At 64.8% G+C, this 22,925-nt stretch carries 26 protein-coding genes and 3 tRNA genes; 22 read left to right on the top strand and 7 right to left on the bottom strand.

Translation table 11 applies throughout. The features are described from left to right. Positions 1–58: 58 nt before the first annotated feature. The gene (gatB, locus tag RM190_RS07805; RefSeq protein ID WP_311758854.1) at positions 59–1,573 is read left to right on the top strand and encodes an Asp-tRNA(Asn)/Glu-tRNA(Gln) amidotransferase subunit GatB; all 1,515 of its coding nucleotides are present in this window, start codon (positions 59–61) and stop codon (positions 1,571–1,573) included. Between the two features lie 257 nt (positions 1,574–1,830). Further along, a complete protein-coding gene (locus tag RM190_RS07810) occupies positions 1,831–2,373 on the top strand; it encodes a DUF4177 domain-containing protein (RefSeq protein WP_311758855.1) in 543 nt (180 codons plus the stop codon). Positions 2,374–2,428: 55 nt separating this feature from the next. Here RM190_RS07810 and RM190_RS07815 read toward each other — a convergent pair whose 3' ends face one another. Continuing rightward, positions 2,429–2,644 (bottom strand): SlyX family protein, encoded by a 216-nt coding sequence (locus tag RM190_RS07815; protein WP_311758856.1) that lies wholly within the window; start codon positions 2,642–2,644, stop codon positions 2,429–2,431. Between the two features lie 48 nt (positions 2,645–2,692). Here RM190_RS07815 and hisS point away from each other — a divergent pair, with 48 nt between their 5' ends. From hisS to RM190_RS07835, 4 genes are read left to right on the top strand one after another with little or no spacing between them, the layout of a single operon-like run. Then, positions 2,693–4,177 carry a histidine--tRNA ligase gene (gene hisS, locus RM190_RS07820; protein ID WP_311758857.1) on the top strand — a complete coding sequence of 495 codons (1,485 nt, stop codon included), beginning with the start codon at positions 2,693–2,695 and terminating at the stop codon, positions 4,175–4,177. Beyond that, positions 4,174–5,241, top strand: a complete 1,068-nt coding sequence (locus tag RM190_RS07825) for an ATP phosphoribosyltransferase regulatory subunit (RefSeq protein ID WP_311758858.1) — start codon at positions 4,174–4,176, stop codon at positions 5,239–5,241. The genes hisS and RM190_RS07825 overlap by 4 nt, the downstream gene beginning before the upstream one ends. Further along, positions 5,238–5,915, top strand: coding sequence for an ATP phosphoribosyltransferase (hisG, locus tag RM190_RS07830; RefSeq protein ID WP_311758859.1), 678 nt, complete (start codon positions 5,238–5,240; stop codon positions 5,913–5,915). Before RM190_RS07825 ends, hisG begins: the two co-directional genes overlap by 4 nt. A 51-nt stretch (positions 5,916–5,966) precedes the next feature. Next, positions 5,967–6,341 carry a hypothetical protein gene (locus RM190_RS07835; RefSeq protein WP_311758860.1) on the top strand — a complete coding sequence of 125 codons (375 nt, stop codon included), beginning with the start codon at positions 5,967–5,969 and terminating at the stop codon, positions 6,339–6,341. Between the two features lie 57 nt (positions 6,342–6,398). Here the strand turns inward: RM190_RS07835 and ftsY are convergent, their stop codons facing one another. From ftsY to RM190_RS07850, 3 genes are all read right to left on the bottom strand, one after another. Further along, positions 6,399–7,508, bottom strand: a complete 1,110-nt coding sequence (gene ftsY, locus RM190_RS07840; protein WP_311758861.1) for a signal recognition particle-docking protein FtsY — start codon at positions 7,506–7,508, stop codon at positions 6,399–6,401. A gap of 136 nt (positions 7,509–7,644) precedes the next feature. Beyond that, positions 7,645–8,574, bottom strand: coding sequence for a class I fructose-bisphosphate aldolase (locus tag RM190_RS07845; protein ID WP_311758862.1), 930 nt, complete (start codon positions 8,572–8,574; stop codon positions 7,645–7,647). 403 nt (positions 8,575–8,977) lie between these two features. Then, a complete protein-coding gene (locus RM190_RS07850) occupies positions 8,978–10,174 on the bottom strand; it encodes a phosphoglycerate kinase (protein ID WP_311758863.1) in 1,197 nt (398 codons plus the stop codon). Between the two features lie 164 nt (positions 10,175–10,338). Between RM190_RS07850 and RM190_RS07855 the strand changes: the two genes are divergently transcribed. The 3 genes from RM190_RS07855 (at position 10,339) to RM190_RS07865 (ending at position 12,110) form a co-directional block, all read left to right on the top strand. Further along, positions 10,339–10,848, top strand: a complete 510-nt coding sequence (locus tag RM190_RS07855; RefSeq protein ID WP_311758864.1) for a peptidylprolyl isomerase — start codon at positions 10,339–10,341, stop codon at positions 10,846–10,848. A 25-nt stretch (positions 10,849–10,873) separates the two neighbouring features. Continuing rightward, entirely contained in the window at positions 10,874–11,431 is a 558-nt protein-coding gene (locus tag RM190_RS07860; protein ID WP_390908172.1) for a peptidylprolyl isomerase, read from the top strand. 109 nt (positions 11,432–11,540) lie between these two features. Further along, positions 11,541–12,110, top strand: a complete 570-nt coding sequence (locus RM190_RS07865; protein WP_311758866.1) for a DUF2585 domain-containing protein — start codon at positions 11,541–11,543, stop codon at positions 12,108–12,110. A gap of 31 nt (positions 12,111–12,141) precedes the next feature. Here RM190_RS07865 and tyrS read toward each other — a convergent pair whose 3' ends face one another. Further along, entirely contained in the window at positions 12,142–13,386 is a 1,245-nt protein-coding gene (tyrS, locus tag RM190_RS07870) for a tyrosine--tRNA ligase (protein ID WP_311758867.1), read from the bottom strand. A 56-nt stretch (positions 13,387–13,442) separates the two neighbouring features. Here tyrS and RM190_RS07875 point away from each other — a divergent pair, with 56 nt between their 5' ends. From RM190_RS07875 to RM190_RS07925, 11 genes are all read left to right on the top strand, one after another. Beyond that, positions 13,443–14,561, top strand: coding sequence for an anhydro-N-acetylmuramic acid kinase (locus RM190_RS07875; protein WP_311758868.1), 1,119 nt, complete (start codon positions 13,443–13,445; stop codon positions 14,559–14,561). A 164-nt stretch (positions 14,562–14,725) separates the two neighbouring features. Continuing rightward, positions 14,726–15,487 (top strand): PRC-barrel domain-containing protein, encoded by a 762-nt coding sequence (locus tag RM190_RS07880; protein ID WP_311758869.1) that lies wholly within the window; start codon positions 14,726–14,728, stop codon positions 15,485–15,487. A 170-nt stretch (positions 15,488–15,657) separates the two neighbouring features. Beyond that, positions 15,658–15,734, top strand: a tRNA-Asp gene (locus RM190_RS07885). Positions 15,735–15,761: 27 nt separating this feature from the next. Further along, a tRNA-Asp gene (locus tag RM190_RS07890) sits at positions 15,762–15,838 on the top strand. A gap of 27 nt (positions 15,839–15,865) precedes the next feature. Next, positions 15,866–15,942, top strand: a tRNA-Asp gene (locus tag RM190_RS07895). A 194-nt stretch (positions 15,943–16,136) separates the two neighbouring features. Then, positions 16,137–16,616 (top strand): SspB family protein, encoded by a 480-nt coding sequence (locus RM190_RS07900; RefSeq protein ID WP_311758870.1) that lies wholly within the window; start codon positions 16,137–16,139, stop codon positions 16,614–16,616. Positions 16,617–16,681: 65 nt separating this feature from the next. Next, positions 16,682–17,236 (top strand): class I SAM-dependent methyltransferase, encoded by a 555-nt coding sequence (locus RM190_RS07905; protein ID WP_311758871.1) that lies wholly within the window; start codon positions 16,682–16,684, stop codon positions 17,234–17,236. Positions 17,237–17,319: 83 nt separating this feature from the next. Beyond that, positions 17,320–18,714 (top strand): class II fumarate hydratase, encoded by a 1,395-nt coding sequence (gene fumC / locus RM190_RS07910; protein ID WP_311758872.1) that lies wholly within the window; start codon positions 17,320–17,322, stop codon positions 18,712–18,714. A gap of 1 nt (position 18,715) precedes the next feature. Beyond that, a complete protein-coding gene (locus RM190_RS07915) occupies positions 18,716–18,925 on the top strand; it encodes a DUF4169 family protein (protein ID WP_311758873.1) in 210 nt (69 codons plus the stop codon). After that, a complete protein-coding gene (locus tag RM190_RS07920; RefSeq protein WP_311758874.1) occupies positions 18,918–19,163 on the top strand; it encodes a ribbon-helix-helix domain-containing protein in 246 nt (81 codons plus the stop codon). Before RM190_RS07915 ends, RM190_RS07920 begins: the two co-directional genes overlap by 8 nt. A 68-nt stretch (positions 19,164–19,231) precedes the next feature. Continuing rightward, a complete protein-coding gene (locus RM190_RS07925; protein WP_311758875.1) occupies positions 19,232–19,972 on the top strand; it encodes a YebC/PmpR family DNA-binding transcriptional regulator in 741 nt (246 codons plus the stop codon). 39 nt (positions 19,973–20,011) lie between these two features. Here the strand turns inward: RM190_RS07925 and RM190_RS07930 are convergent, their stop codons facing one another. After that, entirely contained in the window at positions 20,012–20,872 is an 861-nt protein-coding gene (locus RM190_RS07930) for a LysR family transcriptional regulator ArgP (RefSeq protein WP_311758876.1), read from the bottom strand. 83 nt (positions 20,873–20,955) lie between these two features. Here RM190_RS07930 and RM190_RS07935 point away from each other — a divergent pair, with 83 nt between their 5' ends. After that, positions 20,956–21,552 carry a LysE/ArgO family amino acid transporter gene (locus RM190_RS07935; protein ID WP_311758877.1) on the top strand — a complete coding sequence of 199 codons (597 nt, stop codon included), beginning with the start codon at positions 20,956–20,958 and terminating at the stop codon, positions 21,550–21,552. Positions 21,553–21,592: 40 nt separating this feature from the next. Beyond that, positions 21,593–22,507 (top strand): DMT family transporter, encoded by a 915-nt coding sequence (locus RM190_RS07940; protein ID WP_311758878.1) that lies wholly within the window; start codon positions 21,593–21,595, stop codon positions 22,505–22,507. A gap of 6 nt (positions 22,508–22,513) precedes the next feature. On the opposite strand, the gene RM190_RS07945 is transcribed toward RM190_RS07940, so the two are convergent. Next, complete coding sequence (locus tag RM190_RS07945) at positions 22,514–22,738, bottom strand: hypothetical protein (RefSeq protein WP_311758879.1); 225 nt, start codon at positions 22,736–22,738, stop codon at positions 22,514–22,516. Between the last annotated feature and the right edge of the window lie 187 nt (positions 22,739–22,925).

Below are 22,925 nucleotides of genomic sequence, written 5' to 3' on the forward strand. Positions count from 1 at the left end.
ACTTGCGAGCCGCGCCCCGAGGGCCTAGAACGTCCCGCAAAATGCCAAGGGAAACGCCATGCTCGACCATCTGACCTATACCGCGCCGGAACCCAAAGTCATCCAGGGCGCGAAACAGGACTGGGAACTGGTCATCGGGCTTGAGGTCCATGCCCAGGTCGCCTCGAACGCCAAGCTGTTTTCCGGCGCCTCGACGGGCTTTGGTGCCGAACCGAACAGCCATGTCGCCTTCGTCGATGCGGCGATGCCGGGGATGCTGCCGGTCATCAACGAATTCTGCGTGGCCCAGGCGGTCAAGACCGGCCTTGGCCTGAAGGCCGGGATCAACCTGCGCTCGGCTTTCGATCGCAAGAACTATTTCTACCCGGACCTGCCGCAGGGCTATCAGATCAGCCAGCTCTACCACCCGATCGTGGGCGAGGGCGAGGTGATCGTGGACATGGCCCCCGGCGTCGCCCGCCGCGTCCGCATTGAACGCATCCATCTGGAACAGGATGCCGGCAAGTCGATCCACGACATGGATCCGAACATGTCCTTCGTCGACCTGAACCGCACTGGCGTCGCGCTGATGGAGATCGTCAGCCGCCCCGACATTCGCGGCCCCGAGGAGGCTGCCGCCTATGTCGCCAAGATCCGCCAGATCATGCGCTATCTGGGCACCTGCGACGGCAACATGCAGAACGGCAACCTGCGCGCCGACGTGAACGTTTCTGTCTGCGCGCCGGGCGCCTACGAGCGTTATCAGGAAACCCAGGATTTCAGCCATCTGGGCACCCGCTGCGAGATCAAGAACATGAACTCGCTGCGCTTCATCCAGGCTGCCATCGAATACGAGGCCCGGCGCCAGATTGCCATCATCGAGGATGGCGGCACGATCGTGCAGGAAACCCGTCTTTACGATCCCGACAAGGGCGAGACGCGGTCGATGCGGTCGAAGGAAGAAGCCCACGACTATCGCTATTTCCCCGATCCCGACCTGCTGCCGCTTGAAATCGAGCAGGCTTGGGTCGACGGCATCGCCGCGGAAATGCCCGAACTGCCGGATGAAAAGAAGGCGCGCTTCGTCAACGATCTTGGCCTGTCGGAATATGATGCCGGTGTGCTGACGGCCGAGGTCGAGAACGCCAATTACTTCGAGGCGGTGGCCACCGGTCGCGACGGCAAGATGGCGGCGAACTGGGTCATCAACGAACTGTTCGGCCGCCTGAACAAGGAAGGGCTCAGCGTCGAGACCTCGCCCGTTTCGGCCCGTCAGCTTGGCGGCGTGATCGACCTGATCGCCAAGGGCGACATCTCGGGCAAGATCGCCAAGGACCTGTTCGAGATCCTGTGGACCGAAGGCGGCGAGCCGGCCCAGATCGTGGAATCGCGCGGCATGAAACAGGTCACCGACCTCGGCGCGATCGAGGCCGCGGTGGACGAGATCATTGCCGCGAACCCGGCCCAGGTCGAAAAGGCCAAGGCGAATCCCAAGCTTGCGGGCTGGTTCGTCGGACAGGTGCTGAAGGCCACGGGCGGCAAGGCGAACCCGGCCGCGGTGAACGAACTGGTGGCGAAGAAACTGGGCCAGTAAACGCCGTTTACCCGTTACCGCGGAAAGCCGCCCCAATGCAGCGCAGGGGGCGGCTTTTGCTTACCCGACCGTGCCGCCCCGCGGACGTTATCATGGGCGCGGCCCGCGCGATGTTCCGTTGCAAGCCCCGCAAAACTCCGGAGGTTTCGCCAATGCTCCCGAACTTGTGCAGGCGCCGGGATATCCCGCCTCGGCGTGCCCCGCTTCCATTGGCGGCGCATCTCGCCTAACCTCTGCGCCAAAGGAAAGGCAGTCGCATGAGCAGCTACGAATATACCGTCATCCCCGCACCCGCCCGCGGCGAAAAGACCAAGGGCGCGAAGGCCGGGATCGAACGTTTCGCCGCCACGCTCGGCGAGGTCCTGAACGAGATGGCGCGCGACGGCTGGGAATATGTCCGCGCCGAGGTTCTCCCGGCCGAGGAACGCTCGGGCCTGACCAGCCGCACGACCATCTATCACAACCTGCTGGTCTTCCGCCGCTCGACCGCGCCAGAGCCGCTGCGCGAGCCGGTTCCGACCGCCGCGACCCTCCAGCAACCGGCCCCGGTCGCCCCGGCTCCAGCCGCTCCGGCCCCGGTCGCGGCTCCCGCGCCGCAGGCCGCGCCAGCGCCCGTTCCGCCGGAGCCCCTGCAATCCCATGTCGATCTTCCGGCCGATACGCCGATCCGCGCGCCCTTCAGCCAGCCGATGCGGGCCGCAAGTCAGCGTGCGGCGCAGGTCCGCATGGCCGAACCGCCCCTGACCGCGCCGGAAGCCCCGGCCCCGGTCACGCCGCGTCTGGGACCGGCCAGCCGCTGACCGCTTCGCCGCTTCTCAAATACCCAGGGCCGAGGGGCAGGGCCGCTTCCTGACCCTACCAGTGTGGCGGTCGCTGGTCGGCCAGCGGGATGGTCCCGCCTTCGGCCTCGCGCTCGGCCTCGCGTTCCATCAGCAGGTCCAGACGCCTCAGCAGGCGGGCGATTTCGCCCTCCTGACGGGCGACGATGCCCGAAAGGTCGTCGGTGATGCGCGTCAGATGCGCGACAGCCTCTTCAAGCCGCTCGGTTCTCTCCAGCGCCTGCTTGTCCATGCATCCTCCATCCGTTAGACCCCCGCATGGAAAAGCCCGAGGCATACCATGGCGAAAGATCAGAAAAAACAGCCCCGACCCAAGGCAGAGACGCCCAAGGGGTTCCGTGACTATTTCGGCGCGGACGTGACCGAGCGCAAGCAGATGCTGGACCGCATCGCCGAAATCTATCATCGCCACGGTTTCGAACCGCTGGAGACCAGCGCCGTCGAGACGGTCGAGGCGCTGGGAAAATTCCTGCCCGACGTGGATCGACCCAATGCCGGCGTCTTTGCCTGGCAAGAGGCCGAGGTTCCGGGGGGCGGGGCAGGGGACTGGCTTGCGTTGCGCTATGATCTGACCGCGCCACTGGCGCGCGTCGCGGCGCAGTTCCGCAACGATCTGCCATCTCCGTATCGCCGCTATGCGATGGGTCCGGTCTGGCGCAATGAAAAACCCGGTCCCGGTCGCTTCCGCCAGTTCTATCAATGCGACGCCGATACTGTCGGCAGTGCTTCGGTCGCGGCGGATGCGGAAATCTGCGGGATGCTGGCCGCGGCGCTGGAACATGCCGGGATCCAGCGCGGCGATTACCTGATCCGCATCAACAACCGCAAGGTTCTGAACGGCATCCTTGAGGCGATGGGCGTCGAGGCGGGCAAACCCGCCGACGACGTGCTGCGCACCATCGACAAGTTCGACAAGGTGGGCGAGGCAGGCGTGCGTCAGCTTCTGACCACCGGCCGCAAGGACGAATCCGGGGCCGAGATCGAGGGCGTGGGACTGCGTCCCGAACAGGCCGATCCGGTCATCGCCTTCCTGACCTCGAAAGGCGCTGACAATGCGGCGACGCTGGACAACCTGCGCGCGGCCGTGGGCGGCTCGGAAGCCGGCGCCGAGGGTGTCGAGGAACTGGCCCAGATTTCCGACATGCTGGCCGCAATGGGCGTGGGCGAGGATCGGGCGATCATCGACCCCTCGATCGTGCGCGGGCTGGGCTATTACACCGGCCCGGTGTTCGAGGCCGAGCTGACCTTCGAGATCCTGGACGAAAAGGGTCGCAAACGCCAATTCGGCAGCGTTGCCGGGGGCGGGCGCTATGACGGCCTGGTCGAGCGGTTCACCGGCCAGAAGGTTCCGGCAACCGGCGTCTCGATCGGTGTCGACCGCCTGCTGGCCGCCTTGCGTGCCAAGGGCCTGATGGGGGGCGAGGACGAGGGTCCGGTGGTCGTTACCGTCATGGACCGCGACCGCATGGCCGATTACTATGCGATGGCCTCGGAGCTGCGCGCGGCGGGCATCCGGGCCGAGGTCTATCTGGGCAATCCCAAGAACTTCGGCAACCAGCTCAAATATGCGGACAAGCGCAACTCTCCGGTCGCGATCATCCAGGGCGGGGACGAGGCGGCGCGTGGCGTGATTCAGGTCAAGGATCTGATCCTGGGCGCAAAGATCGCGGCAGAGGCCAGTCACGAGGAATGGAAGGCTCAGCCCGCCCAGACCGAAGTCCCGCGCACAGATCTTGTCGCGGAAGTGCGGCGCATCCTGGGATGACCAAGCGCGCGAAACAGGCCATTGGCCAGAAGATCCTGGCGGCCTTCCGCGCCGCCGGGGCCGAGGAAGTCGCCCCCGACATCCTGCTGCCTGCCGAAACGCTGCTGGAGCTTTACGGCGAGGACATCCGCGCCCGCGCCTATGTCACGCAGGACCCGATCCGCGGCGAAATGATGCTGCGCCCCGATTTCACCGTGCCGGTTGTGCAGATGCACATGGAAAACGGCGCGGAACCGGCGCGATACTGCTATCTGGGCGAGGTCTTCCGCAAACAGGACCACGGCGAGCTACCGCCGGAACATCCGCGTGACAACGAATACCTGCAGGCCGGCTTCGAGCTTTTTGCCCGCGACCCAGGGGCGGATGCCGAGGTCTTTGCGCTGTTCCACGGCATCCTTGCTCCGCTGGGCCTGCAGGCGACGATGGGCGACATGGACCTGCTGATGGACGCGGTCCGCGCCCTGCCGCTGTCGGGCGCACGCCGCGCCGCGCTGCTGCATCATATCTGGCGGCCGAAGCGTTTCGCCCGCCTTCTTGCCCGGTTTTCCGCCGAAACTTCACCCCGCAACTTTGCTGAAGCGCCCACGGTCTGGACCGGCCTGCGGTCTCCGGACGAGATGCAGGCCCGCATCGACAGGCTGCAGGCCGATGCGGCCGAGACGCCGCTGTCGCCGCAATGGGTCGACCGGCTGGGACGGTTGTTCGCCGTTCAGGCCCCAGCGCCCCGCGCGCTTCAGCAATTGCGCCAGCTTGTGCAGGAAATCCCCGACATTGCCGAGGCCGTGGACCGGCTGGAACGCAATCTGGCCGACCTGTCGCGCCGCGGGATCGATATCGAACGAATCCATTTCGATGCAAGCCACGGTCGGCACACGATGGAATATTACGACGGCATGACCTTCAGCTTTGCCGCGGCCGGTCATGCGGACTGGCCGCCCGTCGCGACCGGCGGGCGCTATGACGCGCTTGCTGCGGTGCTTGGGCAAGCGCAAGGACGCTCGATCCCGGCGGTCGGCGGCATCATCCGTCCCGGCCTTGTCTTCGAACTCGGGGGGCTGGCATGATCCGGCTGGGCGTGCCATCCAAGGGGCGGCTGATGGAGCAGACCTTCGACTGGTTCGCCGAACGTGGCGTACGCCTGTCGCGGGCCGGGTCAGAACGCGAATACGCCGGTCGGGTCGAGGGCGCCGAGAATGTCGCTCTGGTCCTGCTGTCCGCTGGCGAGATCCCGCGCGAGCTTAAGTCCGGGCGTATCCATTTGGGCGTGACCGGCACCGACCTGATCCGCGAGAAGCTGGCCGGATGGCGCAGCCATGTCGAAGAGCTTGCGCCCATGGGGTTTGGCCATGCCGACCTGATCCTGGCGGTACCGGCCTGCTGGGCCGATTGTGACGACCTAGACGACCTGGCGACAATCACGCGCGACTTCCGCGCCGAGCACGGCTTCCGCCTGCGCATCGCGACCAAGTATCACCGCCTTGTCAGGGCCTGGCTATCGGAGCACGAGGTCGCCGATTACCAGCTTGTCGACAGCCAGGGCGCAACCGAAGGCACGGTGGCGAACCTGACAGCCGAGGCCATCGCCGACATCACCTCGTCAGGCGAGACGCTGCGTGCGAACCATCTGAAGATCATCGGGGGCGAACCCATCCTGCGATCACAGGCGACGCTGCTGCGCTCGGTCGCGGCAGGGGACGAGGCCTGCGTGCGGGAATTCGCCCACCGTCTGGGTCTTTAGAAACCCGCTGCCCTTTCAGGGCGTTGGGTCGCGATAGTTAGGGGAGAAATGATGATGCGCCTGCCCATCCTGCTGGTTGCCACCCTTGCCGCGACGCCTGCACTGGCTTCGTCCGAAGAAGCCTGGACCGAGTTCCGAGCCGAAGTCGAAAAGGCCTGCACCGCGCTGGCCCCGACCGAGGGAGAGACCGCGATGGAGGTCAATCCCTTCGGTTCGGAAAGCTATGGCGCCGCGCTGCTGATCACCACTCTGGCCGATGGCGGGGCCGATCGCTATGTCTGCATTTATGACAAACAGACGAAGAAGGCCGAACTGACCGCGCCCTTCACCCCACCACAGGACGTGTCCATGCCCGCGACCGAGGATGACGGCAGCACCGCGTCGGAGGAGACGACCAAGACGGAATCCCATCTGGTCAAACCCTGATCGCAGTGCAGGTGTCGGCGTTGCAGTGGGTATTTGAAAAACGGTGAAGGGCCGGGCCTAGTCGCCCAGCCCGACAAGCGCACGGGCGAAGTCGCGTGCATCGAAGGCGTCTAGGTCGTCGATCTGTTCGCCGACGCCGATCGCATGGATCGGCAGCCCGAAGCGATCGGCCAGCGCGACCAGCACCCCGCCGCGCGCGGTTCCGTCCAGCTTGGTCATCACCAGGCCCGAGACATCTGCCAATTTCTGGAAGGTCTCGACCTGGCTCAGCGCGTTCTGGCCGGTGGTCGCATCCAGCACGAGAAGGGTGTTATGGGGCGCAGTTTCATCCTTCTTGCGGATGACGCGGACGATCTTGGCCAGTTCCTCCATCAGGTCCTGACGATTCTGCAGGCGGCCTGCAGTGTCGATCATCAGCAGGTCCGCGCCTTCTGCCTCGGCGCGCGTCATTGCGTCAAAGGCCAGGCTTGCGGGATCGGAGCCCTCGGGCGCGGTCATGACCGGAACCCCGGCGCGCTTTCCCCAGACCTGCAATTGTTCGACCGCGGCGGCGCGGAAGGTGTCGCCGGCGGCGATCACCACATTCTTGCCCGCCGCCTTGAACTGGCTGGCAAGCTTGCCGATGGTGGTGGTCTTGCCAGAGCCATTGACGCCGACGACCAGCACGACCTGCGGGCGCTTGGGATAGATGGGCAACGGGCGGGCCACGGGGGTCATGATCCTGGTGATCTCGGCCGCCAGCAGTTCCTTAAGCTCGGTCGACGAGATGCGCCGACCCATCCGGCCTTCGGCGATATTGGCGGTGACGCGCAAGGATGTCTCGACACCCATGTCGGCCTGGATCAGCATCTCTTCGAGATCCTCCAGCATGGCGTCGTCCAGCTCGCGCCGCGGCTCGTCCGCGTCGCTGCGACCGAACAGCCGGCCCAACATTCCCGGGCGTGCGGCCTCGGGTGTCGTTGCTTGCGCAGGTGCTGGCGCCGGGGCAACAGGCGCTGCTGGGGCAGAGCTGGGAGTGTCGGCGACCGGCGTTGTCGGGGGCGCAGGTTCCGGCGTCGGCGCCACGTCCTGCGCGCTGCCACCCTCGGCGACGATATCGTCAAGTCCCTCGCCGATCTTCGACGAGGACCGCGTCAGCCGGTCGCGCAGCTTCGAGAAAAACGACATGCACCCATCCTTCATTCTTTGGCGCAGAACCTAGGGCTTATCGGACCAAAGGAAAAGGGCGCCCGGCGGACGCCCCTTCTGCTTCATCGTTTGGGAAATACCCCGAGCTGTGGGGCAGAGCCCCACCGGCAACGGATCAGGCCTTGCCCAGATAGATGTCGACCAGCTTGCCCAGCATCTCCAGCGCGTCTTCGCGCGAGCGCTGGAAGCTGTTGCGACCGATGATCGAGCCGTTGCCGCCACCGTCGCGGATCGCACGGGCGTCGTCAAAGACCGCGTCCGCGCCTTTTGCAGCGCCGCCCGAGAAGACGACGATGCGGCGGCCGTTGAAGCTGGCCTGCATGCAGTGCTCGACGCGCTTGGCTTGGGTCGCGATGTCGATTTCCTTCGCCTCGTAGACCTTTTTCGCCTCGGGCAGCATCAGGTGGTCGGTCGACAGCTTGATCTTGATGATATGCGCGCCGATCAGGGCCGCGATCTGGGCGGCATAGGCCGCGATGTCGATCGCGGTTTCGCCGTCCTTGGTGATCGCCTCGCCACGCGGATAGGACCAGATGACGGTCGCGACGCCCTTGGCGGCGGCTTCCTTGCGCATCTCGACGATCTCTTCGAACATGTCGAGCGCCATGTCCGAACCCGGATAGATGGTAAAGCCGATGGCGGCGCAGCCCAGACGCAGCGCGTCATCGACCGAGGCGGTGATCGCCTGGTTCTTGCCGGCGGTGTCCGACATCAGCGAGTTGGCCGAGTTCACCTTGAGGATGGTCGGGATCTGGCCGGCAAAGGTGTCCGCACCCGCCTCGATCATGCCCAGCGGCGCCGCATAGGCGTTCAGCCCCGCGTCGATCGCCAGCTGGTAGTGGTAGTGGGGGTCGTAGCCCGCCGGATTCGGAGCGAAGCTGCGCGCGGGGCCATGCTCGAAGCCTTGGTCCACGGGCAGGATGATCATCTTGCCGGTACCCGCAAGCTTGCCGGTCATCAGCATGCGGGCCAGTTGGGCCTTCACGCCGGGGGTTTCGCCTTCGTAATTGGCGAGGATCTTGCGGACAGTATCGGTCATCTGCATCTGAAACTCCAATCCAGTTTGGCCGTCACTTAGCAAACCCACCGCCAAGGGCAATTCGGGTTGCGCTAACAGGCGCCTGACTTTTCAGTGGTTAAGCGGATAAGTTTACAGTTCGGTGAAATTCTGCCGACTGGCAAGGCATGAGCGGAACCGGCGCCGCCGGAAGGACGTTCCCGTCAATGGCTTGGAGATGGGATAGATGATCCACGGCCAATGAAGACCCCGACAGCATTCCCGAACAGTTCCGGCACAATGTGGCAACCGCCCCCGCGACCGACGGGGGCGCGTCCAGCACGGGCACACCCGCCCCGGGTACTGGCGCCACGGGCACACCCGCGACGAACTAGAGGCCGAAATGAAAAAGGGGGCCGCAAGGCCCCCTCTGTCCGTCGGGACCCATGCGTCAGCGCTTTTGCAGCGCCAGGACGCCGGGCAGATCCTTGCCTTCCATCCATTCCAGGAAGGCCCCGCCCGCAGTCGAAATGAAGGTGAAATCGCCCGAGACCCCGGCCTTGTTCAGTGCGGCCACGGTATCGCCCCCGCCCGCAACCGAGATCAGCTTGCCTTCGCGGGTAAGGCGCGCGGCCTCTTGCGCGGCAGCATTGGTCGCGGCGTCGAAGGGCGCGATCTCGAATGCGCCCAGCGGGCCATTCCAGATCAGGGTGCGGGACTGGGCAAAGACCTCGCGGATCTTCGCAACCGTCGCGGGACCCGCGTCCAGGATCATCGCATCCTCGGGGCAGGCGTTTGCGGCCACGGTGGCGTTCTCGGCCCCTGCCTTGAACTCGCGCGCGACGACGACATCGACCGGCAGGTGGATGGTGCAGCCCGCGCCCTTGGCCTTTTCAATGATCTCGCGCGCGGTTCCCGCCATGTCGCGTTCGGCCAGCGACTTGCCGACCTCGATGCCCTGCGCGACCAGGAAGGTGTTGGCCATGCCGCCACCGATGATCAGGTGATCGACTTTCTCGATCAGGTTGCCCAGCAGGTCCAGCTTGGTCGAGACCTTGGCCCCGCCGACCACCGCCACCACCGGACGCTGGGGGCTGCCCAGGGCAGCATCCAGCGCCTTCAACTCTGCTTCCATCAGGCGGCCCGCGGCGGCGGGCAGCAGGCGCGCGATGCCTTCGGTCGAGGCATGGGCGCGATGCGCGGCCGAAAACGCGTCGTTCACATAGACCTGGCCCAGGGCCGCGATCGAGGCGGCAAAGGTCGCGTCATTCGTTTCTTCGCCGGGATAGAAGCGGGTGTTCTCAAGCAGCAGGACATCGCCCCGCTTCAGGTCGGCAACCGCGCGCTTTGCCGGTCCGCCGATGGCCTCGTCAGAGAATTTCACATGCTGCCCCAGCGCCTTTTCCAGCGCGGGCACTACGATCTTCAGGCTCATGCTTTCGACGCGCTGGCCCTTGGGGCGGTCGAAATGCGCCAGCAGTACGGGAATGCCGCCCTTGGCCTGGATGTCCTTGACGGTTTCGACGATCTTCTCGATCCGCGTCGCGTCGGTAACCTGTCCATTTTCGACCGGAACGTTCACGTCCACGCGAGTGAGCACAACCTTGCCGTCAAGGTCGAGATCGTCGATCGTGTTGAAATCCGTCATTTCATGTCCCTTTCTTGTGCCGTTCACGCCGCCGAGCGGGTTGTCACGCAACTTGATATTTTCGTCAACCTGCACCGGCGACGAACCGCTCGGCAATGGCGGCGTTGTGCGTGCGACACGAAATGCTTATTCCTGTTGCCCGAGCCATCAGAAGGAGACCCCCCATGGCCGAGATCAAGGATCCGGAAAACACGGTCATCATCGAGCTGAAGGACGGCCCGGTGGTGATCGAGCTGCTGCCCGACGTCGCCCCGAAGCATGTCGAGCGCATGAAGGAACTGGCCCGTGCCGGGAAATACGACAATGTCGCCTTCCACCGCGTGATCGAGGGCTTCATGGCCCAGACCGGCGACGTGGAACACGCGAACATGGAAAACAACTACAATCCCGGCCGCGCGGGCACGGGTGGTTCGGACCTGCCGGACCTGCCGGCGGAATTTTCGCGCCTGCCGCATGACCGCGGCACGCTGGGCGCGGCGCGCTCGATGAACCCGAACTCGGCCAACAGCCAGTTCTTCATCAACTTTGGCGACAACCATTTCCTGAACGGTCAATACACGGTCTATGGCCGCGTGATCTCGGGGATGGAGCATGTCGACAAGATCGTCCGCGGCGAGCCGCCGGCGTCCCCCGACCGCATGGTGTCGGTCAAGGTGGCGGCCGATGCTGAATAAGGCGCTTGTCCCGGCCCTGCTGCTGATGGCTGGCGCTGCCCAGGCCGAGGGCCTGCCGGGCGTGACCGACGGGCCGGGGCCGAACCTTGTGATCGAGGTCGCCGATGCAACCGGCGCGGCCAAGGGCAAGATCGTGCTGGACCTTTACACCGACAAGGCCCAGAAACATGTCGAGCGTCTGGTGACGCTGGCCAAGGCGGGCACCTATGACGGCGTGGTTTTCCACCGCGTGATCGACGGCTTCATGGCCCAGACCGGCGACGTGGAATTCGGCAAGCATGGCGCGGATACCGCGCGCGCGGGCATGGGCGGATCCTCGATGCCCGACCTGCCGGCCGAGTTCAACGATGTCAGCTTCCAGCGTGGCACCGTCGGCATGGCCCGCGCCCAGGACCCGAACAGCGCCAACAGCCAGTTCTTCATCGACCTGGCCCCGGCCGAGTTCCTGGACGGGCAATACACGGTCGTCGGTCAGCTGATCGACGGCTGGGACGTGCTGAACGCGCTGAAGAAGGGCGATCCCGCCGCGAACGGCGCGGTGGCCGAGCCCGACTACATGGTCAAGGTCACGGTTCAGGAGTGATCCTGCGCCAAGCCGCGACCCAGGGCCCCGCGCAACGCGGGGCCTTTTTCATTGCGGAATTCCGGCAAGAGCGTGGACACCGGCGCGGCGGGATGCTTTGTCATCCGTCATGTTCACCCGCAGATCCTTGCCCTATTGGGTCACGCTTCTCATCATCCTCGCGGCCGCGGGCTGGCTTTTGTCGATCGGGCGCGAACCGATCTGCAAATGCGGATATGTGAAGCTCTGGCACGGCCAGACCATGAGTTCCGAGAATTCGCAGCACCTCACCGACTGGTACACGCCCTCGCACATCATCCACGGGCTGCTGTTCTATGCCGCCCTGTGGCTGGTGGCGCGGCGTATCAGCTTTGGCTGGCGGCTGGCCATCGCCACGCTGGTCGAGGCGAGCTGGGAGGTCATCGAGAATTCGGATGCGATCATCCAGCGCTATCGCGAGGTGACGATTTCACTGGATTACTATGGCGACAGCGTCATCAACTCTGTCTCGGACATTCTGGCGATGGTGCTGGGGTTTTTTCTGGCCTCGCGCCTGCCGGTCTGGGTGTCGGTCGCGCTGGCGGTCGGGTTCGAGATCCTGACGACATGGCTGATCCGCGACGGGCTGACGCTGAACGTGCTGATGCTGTTCTGGCCGCTGGACGCGGTGCGCGACTGGCAGGCGGCGCTGGTCCGATAGGAAAAGGCCGGGGTTTCCCCCGGCCCTTGGCTTATCCGATCTGCACCATCCGGTGCTTCTTTTTCCCGACCGAGACTTTCAGCCCGTCCCCGATCAGCGCCGCGTCCACGGAAAGCTGCGGGTCGCTGACGGCTTCGTTGTTAAGGCGCAGGCCGCCTTCGGCAATCAGGCGCTTGGCCTCTTTCCCTGACGGCGCGATGCCGGTCTGGACCAACAATTGAACAACCGACAGACCAGATGCCAGTGCATCGGCACTGACCCGCGCGATTTCCAGATCGCCGCCCGCGCCGCCCTGTTCGAAGACATCGCGCGCTGTCGCCTCGGCGCTGGCGGCAGCTTCGGCGCCGTGGAGCAGTGTCGTGACCTCGTTCGCGAGGATGATCTTGGCCGCGTTGATCTCGGACCCTTGCAGCTTGCCCAGACGGTCGCATTCATCGACCGGCAGATCGGTATAAAGCTTCAGGAAGCGACCGACATCGGCATCGGTCGAATTGCGCCAGAACTGCCAGAACTCATAGGGCGACAGCATCGCACCGTTCAGCCAGACAGCACCCCCCGCGGACTTGCCCATCTTGCGCCCGTCCGAGGTGGTCAGCAGCGGCGAGGTCAGGCCGAAGATTTCCCCGTCCAGCACGCGCCGCGTCAGGTCGATCCCGTTGATGATGTTGCCCCACTGGTCGGACCCGCCCATCTGCAGCCGGCAGTCATAGCGGCGGTAGAGTTCAAGGAAGTCGTAGGCCTGCAGGATCATGTAGTTGAATTCAAGGAAGCTGAGCGATTGCTCGCGATCCAGCCGCGATTTCACCGATTCAAACGACAGCATCCGGTTGACCGAGAAATGCCGCCCGATGTCGCGCAGGAAATCAAGGTAGTTCAGGTTGTCCAGCCATTCGGCGTTGTTCAGCATCTTGGCCTTGCCATCCCCGTAATCGAGGTAGCGGGCAAAGACCTGCCCCATCCCGTGGATATTCGACTGGATCGCATCCGGGGTCAGCAGCGGGCGCTCCTCGCTGCGGAAGGAGGGGTCGCCGACCTTGGTGGTGCCGCCGCCCATCAGGGTGATCGGGCGGTTGCCGGTCTTCTGAAACCAGCGCAGCATCATGATGTTCAGCAGGTGCCCGACATGCAGGCTGGCCGCCGTGGCGTCATAACCGATATATGCCGTGACCGGTCCTTCGATCAGCGCGTCATCCAGCGACTGCAGGTCGGTGCAGTCCGCCAGATAACCGCGTTCCATCATGATATGGAGGAAGTCGGATTTGGCATGGTAGGTCATGAGCTTTTCCTTTCGAATGGCGCGGATATACCGGGCAATGAGGCAAAGGGAAAGCGATGACAGCGGGCGGAACGATTCGCGCATTGGGGATGATGTCGGGCACGTCGCTGGACGGCGTGGACGCGGCGCTGATCGAAACGGACGGCATCCGCGTCTCGGGGTTCGGGCGCAGTGCCTATCGCGCCTATTCGGGCAACGAATCCGCCATGCTTCATGCGGCGCTGGGCCAATGGCAGGGCGGGCCGGACGTCACCGAGGCGGCGGAGCTGTCCGTTGTCGCCCATGCCGCGCTGGCCGAGGCTTTCCCCGAGGCTGAGGTGGTCGGCTATCACGGCCAGACGCTCGCGCATGATCCGCACGGGCGCGGCACCCATCAGGCCGGCGACGGCGCGGCGCTGGCCCGCAGGTTGGATCGCCCCGTCGTCTGGGATTTCCGCAGCGAGGACGTGCGCCAAGGCGGAGAGGGCGCGCCCCTTGCCCCCTTTTTCCATTGGGCCTGCGCCGAATGGGCGATGGGGCAGGGGCTCCTGCCCGCCGCCCCGGTCGCCTTCCTGAATCTTGGCGGCGTCGGCAATCTGACCTGGACCGACCCGACCGCGCCCGCCCCAGAGGCAACGGGGGCCTGCATCGCCTTCGACACCGGTCCCGCCAATGCGCCGGTGAACGACCTGATGCGGCAGCGGCGTGGCATCCTGCGCGACGAAGGCGGCAACCTGGCCCTGCGGGGCCAGCCCGACGAAGACGTCATCGCGCATTTCCTGCGCCATCCGCATTTCGCGCGGTCCGCACCGAAATCGCTGGACCGCGATGCCTTTCCCGACCTTCTGGAGAAGGTCGCGGCATTGCCGGACGCGGACGCGGCGGCCACGCTGACCCACGCGGCGGCGGCGGCGGTCGCGGCAGGCATGGCCCTGTTGCCAGATCTTCCCGAACGGGTGCTGGTCTGCGGCGGTGGCCGGCATAACGCGGCGATGATGGCCGCGCTGTCCGCGCGCGTGCCCAGCCGCGTCGTTCCGGTCGAAGAAGCCGGACTGGACGGTGACATGCTTGAGGCGCAGGCCTTTGGTTGGCTTGCGGTGCGGGTGCTGCGCGGGCTTCCGACATCGGGGCCGGGAACGACGGGCGCGCCCGCTCCGGTCTGTGGCGGACGCATCAGCCATCCGCGCAGGCGCTAACCGACCTCCTTACCCGTGATTTTTCGCCAATCCCTTGTTGCTCCTACGTTTTCGTGAACCACCTTCGCAAATTTTCAACGGAACGAAGCGCGATTTCGCGGCGTTTCCAAGCCATCAGACGGCGCTGGCCGTTTCCCGCAACGCAACCGGAAAGGACATCGTCCATGAAATCCCTTGTCATCGCCGCGACGGCGCTTGCCCTTGTTGCTCCGGCCTATGCGCAGGTCGCGCCGCCGACGCCGCCGGCCCAATCCGCCGAGCAGGCAGCCGACACCGCCAAAACCGCGGCTGAAAGCGCCGAGCAGGCTGCCGATACCGCCGCAGATCAGGCGGGCGCGGCCGCCGAGCAGGCCGCGGATGAGGCCGCCAATGCCGCAGACAATGCCGCCGATGCCGCGGCCACCGCCGCGGACGATGCCGCCAATGCCGCGCAGGGCATGGGGGATGCTGCGGCCGAGAACGCCGCCGATGCCGCAGACAGCGCCGAGGATGCCGCATCCCAGGCGGCAGATGCGGCGGCCGACGCCGCGGAGCAGACCCCGGTCACTCCGCCCGACGTGAACCCGCCGATGATCTCGGAGGCTGATCCGGGGCTTCTGGGGTCCTGGATCACCAGCCGCCGGATTTTCACCACGAACGAGCCGTCGTCGATCGAATGGAACCAGCCCGCCGAACTGGATGAGCGTCCGGCTGAATGGCAGGACATCGCCAAGGTCAATGACATTGTGCTGGATGATTCGGGGCAAGTCGTGGGCTATATCGCCGATATTGGCGGCTTCCTTGGCATCGGGGCCAAGAAGGTGCTGTTGGGCGTCGACGCGATCCACATGACCGCCGTGGGCAACGACACCTTCTTTGCGACGAACTACACCAAGGAAGAACTGAAGGCGCTGCCTGATTTTGACGAGAAGACCGTTCGCAAGTGATCTGGCCCAGCGTTCATGGGATGAAAGACAGGGGGCGCCGCACGGGCGCCCCTTTGCTTTTGTAAAGTTTTTCGGGCGGCCGCATTTTTCGTGAAAACTGCCCTTGACGCGCGCTGCCGCCGTGCGTAAACCGCCCGCACTCCAGAGGCGATCTGGAGAAAGTGTTCTGCGCGGTTGTAGCTCAGTTGGTTAGAGTACCGGCCTGTCACGCCGGGGGTCGCGGGTTCGAGCCCCGTCAACCGCGCCAACACTTTCAATATCGCCAAGATGATGCGCGGTTGTAGCTCAGTTGGTTAGAGTACCGGCCTGTCACGCCGGGGGTCGCGGGTTCGAGCCCCGTCAACCGCGCCAACACTTTCAATATCGCCAAGATGATGCGCGGTTGTAGCTCAGTTGGTTAGAGTACCGGCCTGTCACGCCGGGGGTCGCGGGTTCGAGCCCCGTCAACCGCGCCATCTTCTCTTTTTTGATCCAGAAAATTCAATGCCTTCGGGCGCATCTGGCGGATGTTTGCGCTGTCGTGGTGCTGTCGTGCAATCGGCCGCAAAGGTGGCGGGCAGTTGCCTGTCGGACCCCGTGGGACAGGTGTTAGGGCCTTTTCATCGGGACGCAATTCCCTATGCTGACCCGAGAACGAAGGGGGATGCCGATGGCGCGAGGAATAGATTACGGCGGGATGATGCATCGGGCCATGCAACGGCTGATTGCTGACGTCCTTCGGGCCGTGGCCGACGAAGGTCTACCCGGCGAACATCATTTCTTCATCACCTTCGATACCCGCGATGCGGATGTCGAAATGGCCGATTGGCTGCGCGAGCGTTATCCCGAAGAGATGACGATCGTGATCCAGCACTGGTTCGACAATCTTGACGTCAGGCCGAACGGGTTCACCATCACGCTGAACTTCGGCAATTCGCCCGAACCGCTTTACATTCCCTTCGACGCGGTCCGCACCTTCGTCGATCCCTCGGTCGAATTCGGCCTGCGTTTCGAAAACCAGGATGACGATGACGAGGATGACGAGGAAGACGTCGAGGACGAAGACGATACCGACGACGACGATGACGGCGGCGATGACGCGCCCAAGGGCGGGGCCGAGGTCGTCAGTCTGGACAAGTGGCGCAAGTAAGGTCGTCATAACCCTGTCACCGGCAAACACTAGAGGCGGTCTCGGCGAATAAGCTGGAGGCCGCCTTGTCCGATCTGTCGCTGTTCCTTGGTCAGTTCCTGCGCCGCCCCTCGGAAATCCGTGCCATTGCACCCACGGGGCAGGCCGTCGCGCGCGAAATGGCGCGGCTTGTCACCCCGGACATGCAGGCGGTGGCCGAGATCGGGGCCGGAACCGGTACGATCACGCGGGCCATTCTGGCGCGCGGCCTTCCGCCCGAGCGATTGCAGCTTTACGAATTGAACGCCGCCTTTTGCGACCGTTTGCGGCAGCGTTTTCCGGGGACCGAGGTTCACAACCTGCCTGCGCAGGAAATGGTGAATGTCGGTCATGCGGGGCTGGATGCGGTGATTTCAGGTGTGCCGACCTTGCCGATGCCTGACGAGCTGCAATCGGCGATCGTCGGCGCCGCGCTTGCGATGATGAAGCCGGGCGCGCCTTTCGTGCAGATCACCTACGGTCCGGTCGCGCCCCTCTCGGAAGCCGTGCGGGCGCGCTTTGGTCTGGTGCATCGCAAAAGCCGGCGCATCTGGGCGAACCTGCCCCCGGCGCGGGTCTATGTCTTTCGCCAGAACCTGTGATCGCTAACGGCATACATTCGCATACCATTTGCGAATCCGGTGCGCTGGCGGTAGAACGCCCGCGAAACCGCGAGGGATATGACATGACCGATTTCCGCACCGAGACCGACAGCTTCGGCCCGCTTCAGGTTCCGTCCGACAAGTACTGGGGCGCGCAGACGCAGCGCTCGATCCAGAACTTCCCGATCGGCTGGGAAAAGCAGCCGGTGCCGATCATCCGGGCGCTGGGCATCATCAAGCAGGCGGCCGCGCAGGTGAACATGGCGACCGGCAACCTGGATGCGGCGCTGGGCAACGCGATGGTGCAGGCTGCCTCGGAAGTCGTGGCCGGCAAGTTCGACGACAACTTCCCGCTGGTCGTCTGGCAGACCGGCTCGGGCACCCAGTCCAACATGAACGCGAACGAAGTCATTTCGAACCGCGCGATCGAGATCCTTGGCGGCGAACTGGGCTCGAAAAAGCCGGTTCACCCGAATGATCACGTGAACATGGGCCAATCGTCCAACGACACCTTCCCGACGGCGATGCACGTCGCGATCGGGATGCTGGCGCGCGACGTCCTGATCCCCGGCCTTGAAAAACTGCACGCCGCGCTGGTCGCGAAATCCGCAGAATTCAAGGACATCATCAAGATCGGCCGCACCCACACCCAGGACGCGACGCCGCTGACGCTGGGTCAGGAATTCGGCGGCTATGCCCATCAGGTCGCCAAGGGCATCGAGCGTGTGAAGCTCGCGCTGGGTGACATCTATGAATTGGCGCAGGGCGGCACCGCCGTCGGCACTGGGCTGAACACGAAAAAAGGCTGGGACACGGCGATTGCGGCGGAAATCGCCAAGATCTCGGGGCTTCCCTTCGTCACCGCGCCGAACAAGTTCGAGGCTCTGGCCGCGCATGACGCGATGGTCTTCTTCTCGGGTGCGCTGAAAACGGTCGCGGCTTCGCTTTTCAAGATTGCGAACGACATGCGCCTGCTGGGTTCGGGTCCGCGCTCGGGTCTGGGCGAACTGATCCTGCCGGAAAACGAGCCGGGTTCGTCGATCATGCCGGGCAAGGTCAACCCGACCCAGGCCGAGGCGCTGACCATGGTTTGCGCCCATGTCATGGGCAATGACGCGGCCATCGGTTTCGCCGGTTCGCAGGGCCATTTCGAGCTGAACGTCTATAACCCGATGATGTCCTACAACGTGCTGCAATCGATGCAGCTTCTGGGCGATGCGGCGGGTTCCTTCACCGACAACATGGTCGTCGGCACGCAGGCCAACCTGCCGCGCATCGACAAGCTAATGAAAGAATCGCTGATGCTGGTGACGGCGCTGGCGCCCACCATCGGTTACGACAATGCGACCAAGGTGGCCAAGACGGCGCACAAGAACGGCACAACGCTGCGCGAAGAGGCGATCGCCCTGGGTCTTGTCGATGGTGAGACCTTCGACCGGGTCGTGCGCCCGGAACTGATGGTCGGCCCGGAGGACTGAGTTGACCGGAACCGGATCTGGAAAGATCATCAACCTGCGGACGGCGCGCAAAAGCGCCGCCCGCGACGTCGCCCGCCGCGAAGGCGACGCGAATGCCGCCAAGTTCGGCCGCAGCAAGGCCGAGAAGCTTTCCGATCAGGATGCCAAGGCCCGCGCCAGCCGCCATCTTGACCAGCATCGGCGCGATCTGCCCGAGGATGGCGATGCCTGACCTTCCCGCGATGTCCCACCCGGTGAAACGCTCGGTCACCATCGGCGGCCATCGCACCTCGGTCAGTCTGGAGGATGCGTTCTGGCGGGAGTTGCGCGAGATCGCGAAGGGCAGGGCAGAGACCACTGCGGCCCTGATCGCGGCCATAGACGCGGCTCGCCCGCCCGAGGTAGGGCTTGCCACCGCGCTTCGCCTTTACGTCCTGTCCGAAGTCCTGAAACGCCAATCGCTGGCGTAGTGCTTGCGGCGGCGGGTCTGGGTGACTAAAAGCCGTGCAACAATCCACAGCAGATATTGGGTAGAACCATGGCAGGCCATTCCAAGTGGGCCAACATCCAGCACCGGAAGGGCAAGCAGGACAAGCTCCGTTCCAAGCTGTTCTCCAAACTGGCCAAAGAAATCACCGTCGCCGCGAAGATGGGCGATCCCGATCCCGACAAGAACCCCCGCCTTCGCCTTGCGGTCAAGGAAGCCAAGTCGAGCTCGGTTCCGAAGGACGTGATCGACCGCGCGATCAAGAAGTCGCAGGGCGGTGATGCCGAGAACTATGACGAGATCCGCTATGAGGGCTATGGCCCGAACGGCATCGCGATCATCGTCGAGGCGATGACCGACAATCGCAACCGCACCGCGTCGAACGTGCGCAGCTATTTCACCAAGCATGGCGGCGATCTGGGTCAGACCGGCTCGGTGAACTTCATGTTCGACCGCAAGGGCGAGATCATGTACGCCGCCAGCGCCGGCGATGCGGATACCGTCATGATGGCCGCGCTGGAGGCCGGTGCCGAGGATGTCGAAAGCGACGAGGACGGCCACTGGATCTATACTTCGGACACCGATCTGGCCGAGGTCTCGACCGCGCTGGAAGCGAGCCTTGGCGAATCCGAGCATGCCAAGCTGATCTGGAAGCCGCAGGCACCGACCGAGATCGACCTTGAGACCGCGCAGAAGCTGATGAAGTTGCTGGATGCGCTGGAGGATGATGACGACGTCCAGAACGTCACCGGAAACTTCGACATCCCCGAAGAGGTTGCGGCGCAGCTTTGAAGATCCGCCTCCGGCGGGGGTATTTCAAAAACGATGAAATCAGGGCCGCAATTCCGATGCGGCCCTTTTTCGTATCGCCTGCGTCAGCGGGGCCAGCGCGGGAGCCATGGCGCGCTGGACATGCCAGAACAGCGGAATGTCCAGCGGCAGTGGGTCCAGCAGCGCCAGCTTTCCCGATGTACGCGTGACGTTGGACATGCATTCGGGGATCATGCCCCAGCCCAGTCCCAGTTCCACGACCCTTGCGAAGGCTTCGGACGCGGGAACGTGGTGACCGGACAGCTGCGGTCGTCGGCCCGTCAGGGTGGTGGCCCAACGGGTCTGAGCGGCATCCTTGCTGTTGAAGATCACCGCTGGGGCATGGTTCAGCGCGGTGCGGGTCACGCCGTCGGGGAAATGTCGTGCGATAAATTCCGGCGTCGCCAATGCGTGATAGCGCATGTGTCCAAGGGCGTGAACGTCACAGCCCGGCACCGCGTCTGCGTCCGACGAGATCGCAGCCGAAACCTGCCCCTTGCCGAGCCAGTCGCGGGCATGGTCCTGATCATCGACCACGAGATCATAAATCACGTCGAGCGCTGTCATTACCGGCGGGAACCAGGTGGCAAGGCTGTCGGCATTGACGGCGATCCGCAGCGTGGCCGCGCGATCCGTCCCCTCTGTCCCAAGGGTTTGTTCGAGCAGGCGCACCTGGTCCAGATGCTGCATCAGGCGCATTCCGTGCGGGGTGCCGCGCGCCGGTGGTCCGCGATGGATCAGGACCTGGCCAAGCCGCTCCTCAAGTCCCTTGATCCGCTGTGACACGGCCGAAGGCGTGACCCCAAGTGCTGCGGCCGCGGCTTCGAACGAACCGCGGCGAATGATCTCGGACAAGGCGGCAAGGGCGGGGTAGTCGAGCATTAGAGAATCTTAACTGCGATCAGAATTATGAATTTGCCTGATGTCGCCTCATGCCGCAAGAGAGCCGCAAAAGGAGAATGATCATGCAGGCCTATCTTGCCGGGTTCGCAACCACGATGTCGCTGATCGTCGCGATCGGTGCTCAGAACGCCTTCGTGCTGCGACAGGGACTGCTGCGGCGGCATGTTTTCGTCACCTGCGCCTTTTGTGCCCTGTCGGATGCGGTGCTGATCGTGGCGGGTGTCCTGGGCGCCGGTACGCTGGCCGCGCGCGCGCCTTGGCTGATGGAGGTCATGCGCTGGGGTGGGGCGGCCTTTCTGATCGTCTATGGCGGTCGGGCGCTGCGCGCGGCCTGGCGGGGAGGGGCGGGGATGCCCACCGGCGCGGATTCGGCAGGTCTGCGGGGGACGCTGGCGATTCTTGCGGCGCTGACCTGGCTGAACCCCCATGTGTGGCTGGATACGGTCGTGCTGATCGGATCGGTCGCGACCGGTTTCGGGGACAGGGCGGGCTTTGCCATTGGCGCGATCAGCGGTTCGGTCCTGTTCTTCTTTGCGCTTGGCTATGGTGCGCGGCTTCTGGGGCCGCTGTTTGCGCGGCCCGCCGCATGGCGGGTGCTGGACCTGTGTGTCGGGATTGTCATGATCGCCATCGCCGTCGGGCTGATGCTTGCCGGCTGAGCCTTGCGCAAGCGCGGGCAACAGGTCATGGCTTTGGGTCATGACAAGCGCGAGCACCATCAACCCATCCTCTCGGCAGGACCTTGCCGGCATCTTCTGGATGCTGGGCGCAGGCCTGAGCTTCGTCGCCGTGAATGGCTCGGTCCGCTGGCTGGGTCAGGCGCTGCCTGCACCCGAGGGGGCGTTCATCCGGTTCGCTTTCGGGCTGATCTTCCTGATCCCGGCGCTGCTGCCTGCGCTGCGTCGCGGCTTTGCCCCCCGGATCTGGGGGATGTTCGCGCTGCGGGGCGCGCTGCATTCGGTGGCCGTGATCCTGTGGTTTTTTGCCATGGCGCGGATCACCGTCGCCGAGGTCACGGCCATCGGCTTTCTCAACCCCATCGTGGTGACGATCGGCGCCGCGCTGCTGATGGGCGAGCGCATCTCGTGGCGCCGGGCGCTGGCCATCCTGGTCGCGCTGATCGGTGCCATGGTGGTGCTGCGACCCGGACTGCGCGCGCTGGAGCCGGGGCATCTGGCGCAGCTTGGCGCCTCGGTCACGTTCGGGGCGTCCTATCTGCTGGCAAAGCGCCTGTCCGAGCAGGTGCCCGCAAGCGTGGTCGTCGGGATGATGTCCTTGACCGTGTGCATTGGCCTTGCGCCAGTCGCCGCGCTGAATTGGGTTCCGCCGACAGTGACGCAATGCGGCGTCCTGGCCTGCACCGCCTTTTTCGCGACGGCCGGGCATTATGCCATGACGCGGGCCTTTGCCGCCGCGCCGCTGACAGTGACGCAGCCGGTCGTCTTCCTGCAACTGATCTGGGCCAGCCTGCTGGGCGCGCTGGTCTTTGCCGAGCCGGTCGATATCTGGGTGCTGATCGGGGGCGCGCTGATGATTGGCGCGATCTGCTACATCACCTGGCGAGAGGCCCGGCTGCGGCGGGGCATGGTCACCCCGCCGCCCGAGACGGCCTGACAGAAGTCAGAGCCGGTCCCAATCGCGCGGTCCCTTGTGCCGGCCCGGCCCAAGGCCGATATCCCGGCGCAGGTATTCCGACAGCCCCTCGGCTGGCGGAGGGCGGTTTTTGCCCCGCCGCAGCGCCGCGCGCATCAGCGCGAGCGTGACCGAGAGAAGCCCGTGGTCCCGGATCAGTTCGTCCAAAGGTGCGCGAAGATCCCGCGCGGGGCGCAGTGATATAACACTCATATCTGTGTCCGCCGCCTGCAAGGCAGGGCGGCTCCTGTATTGTGGATTGAAGTCAGAAGGACGCGGACCGACGCGTGTCAGCGCGGCGGGCGAGCGTCAGGAATGATCGGAAAAATGCCCCTTGGGCGGATCTGATCGCGTTCCGTCAGCCCCGACGCGAAAGGCGTCGGTCGCGTCGAGTGACGCC

Origin of the sequence: Paracoccus broussonetiae (assembly GCF_031854425.1) — a bacterium.
Lineage (GTDB): Bacteria > Pseudomonadota > Alphaproteobacteria > Rhodobacterales > Rhodobacteraceae > Paracoccus > Paracoccus broussonetiae.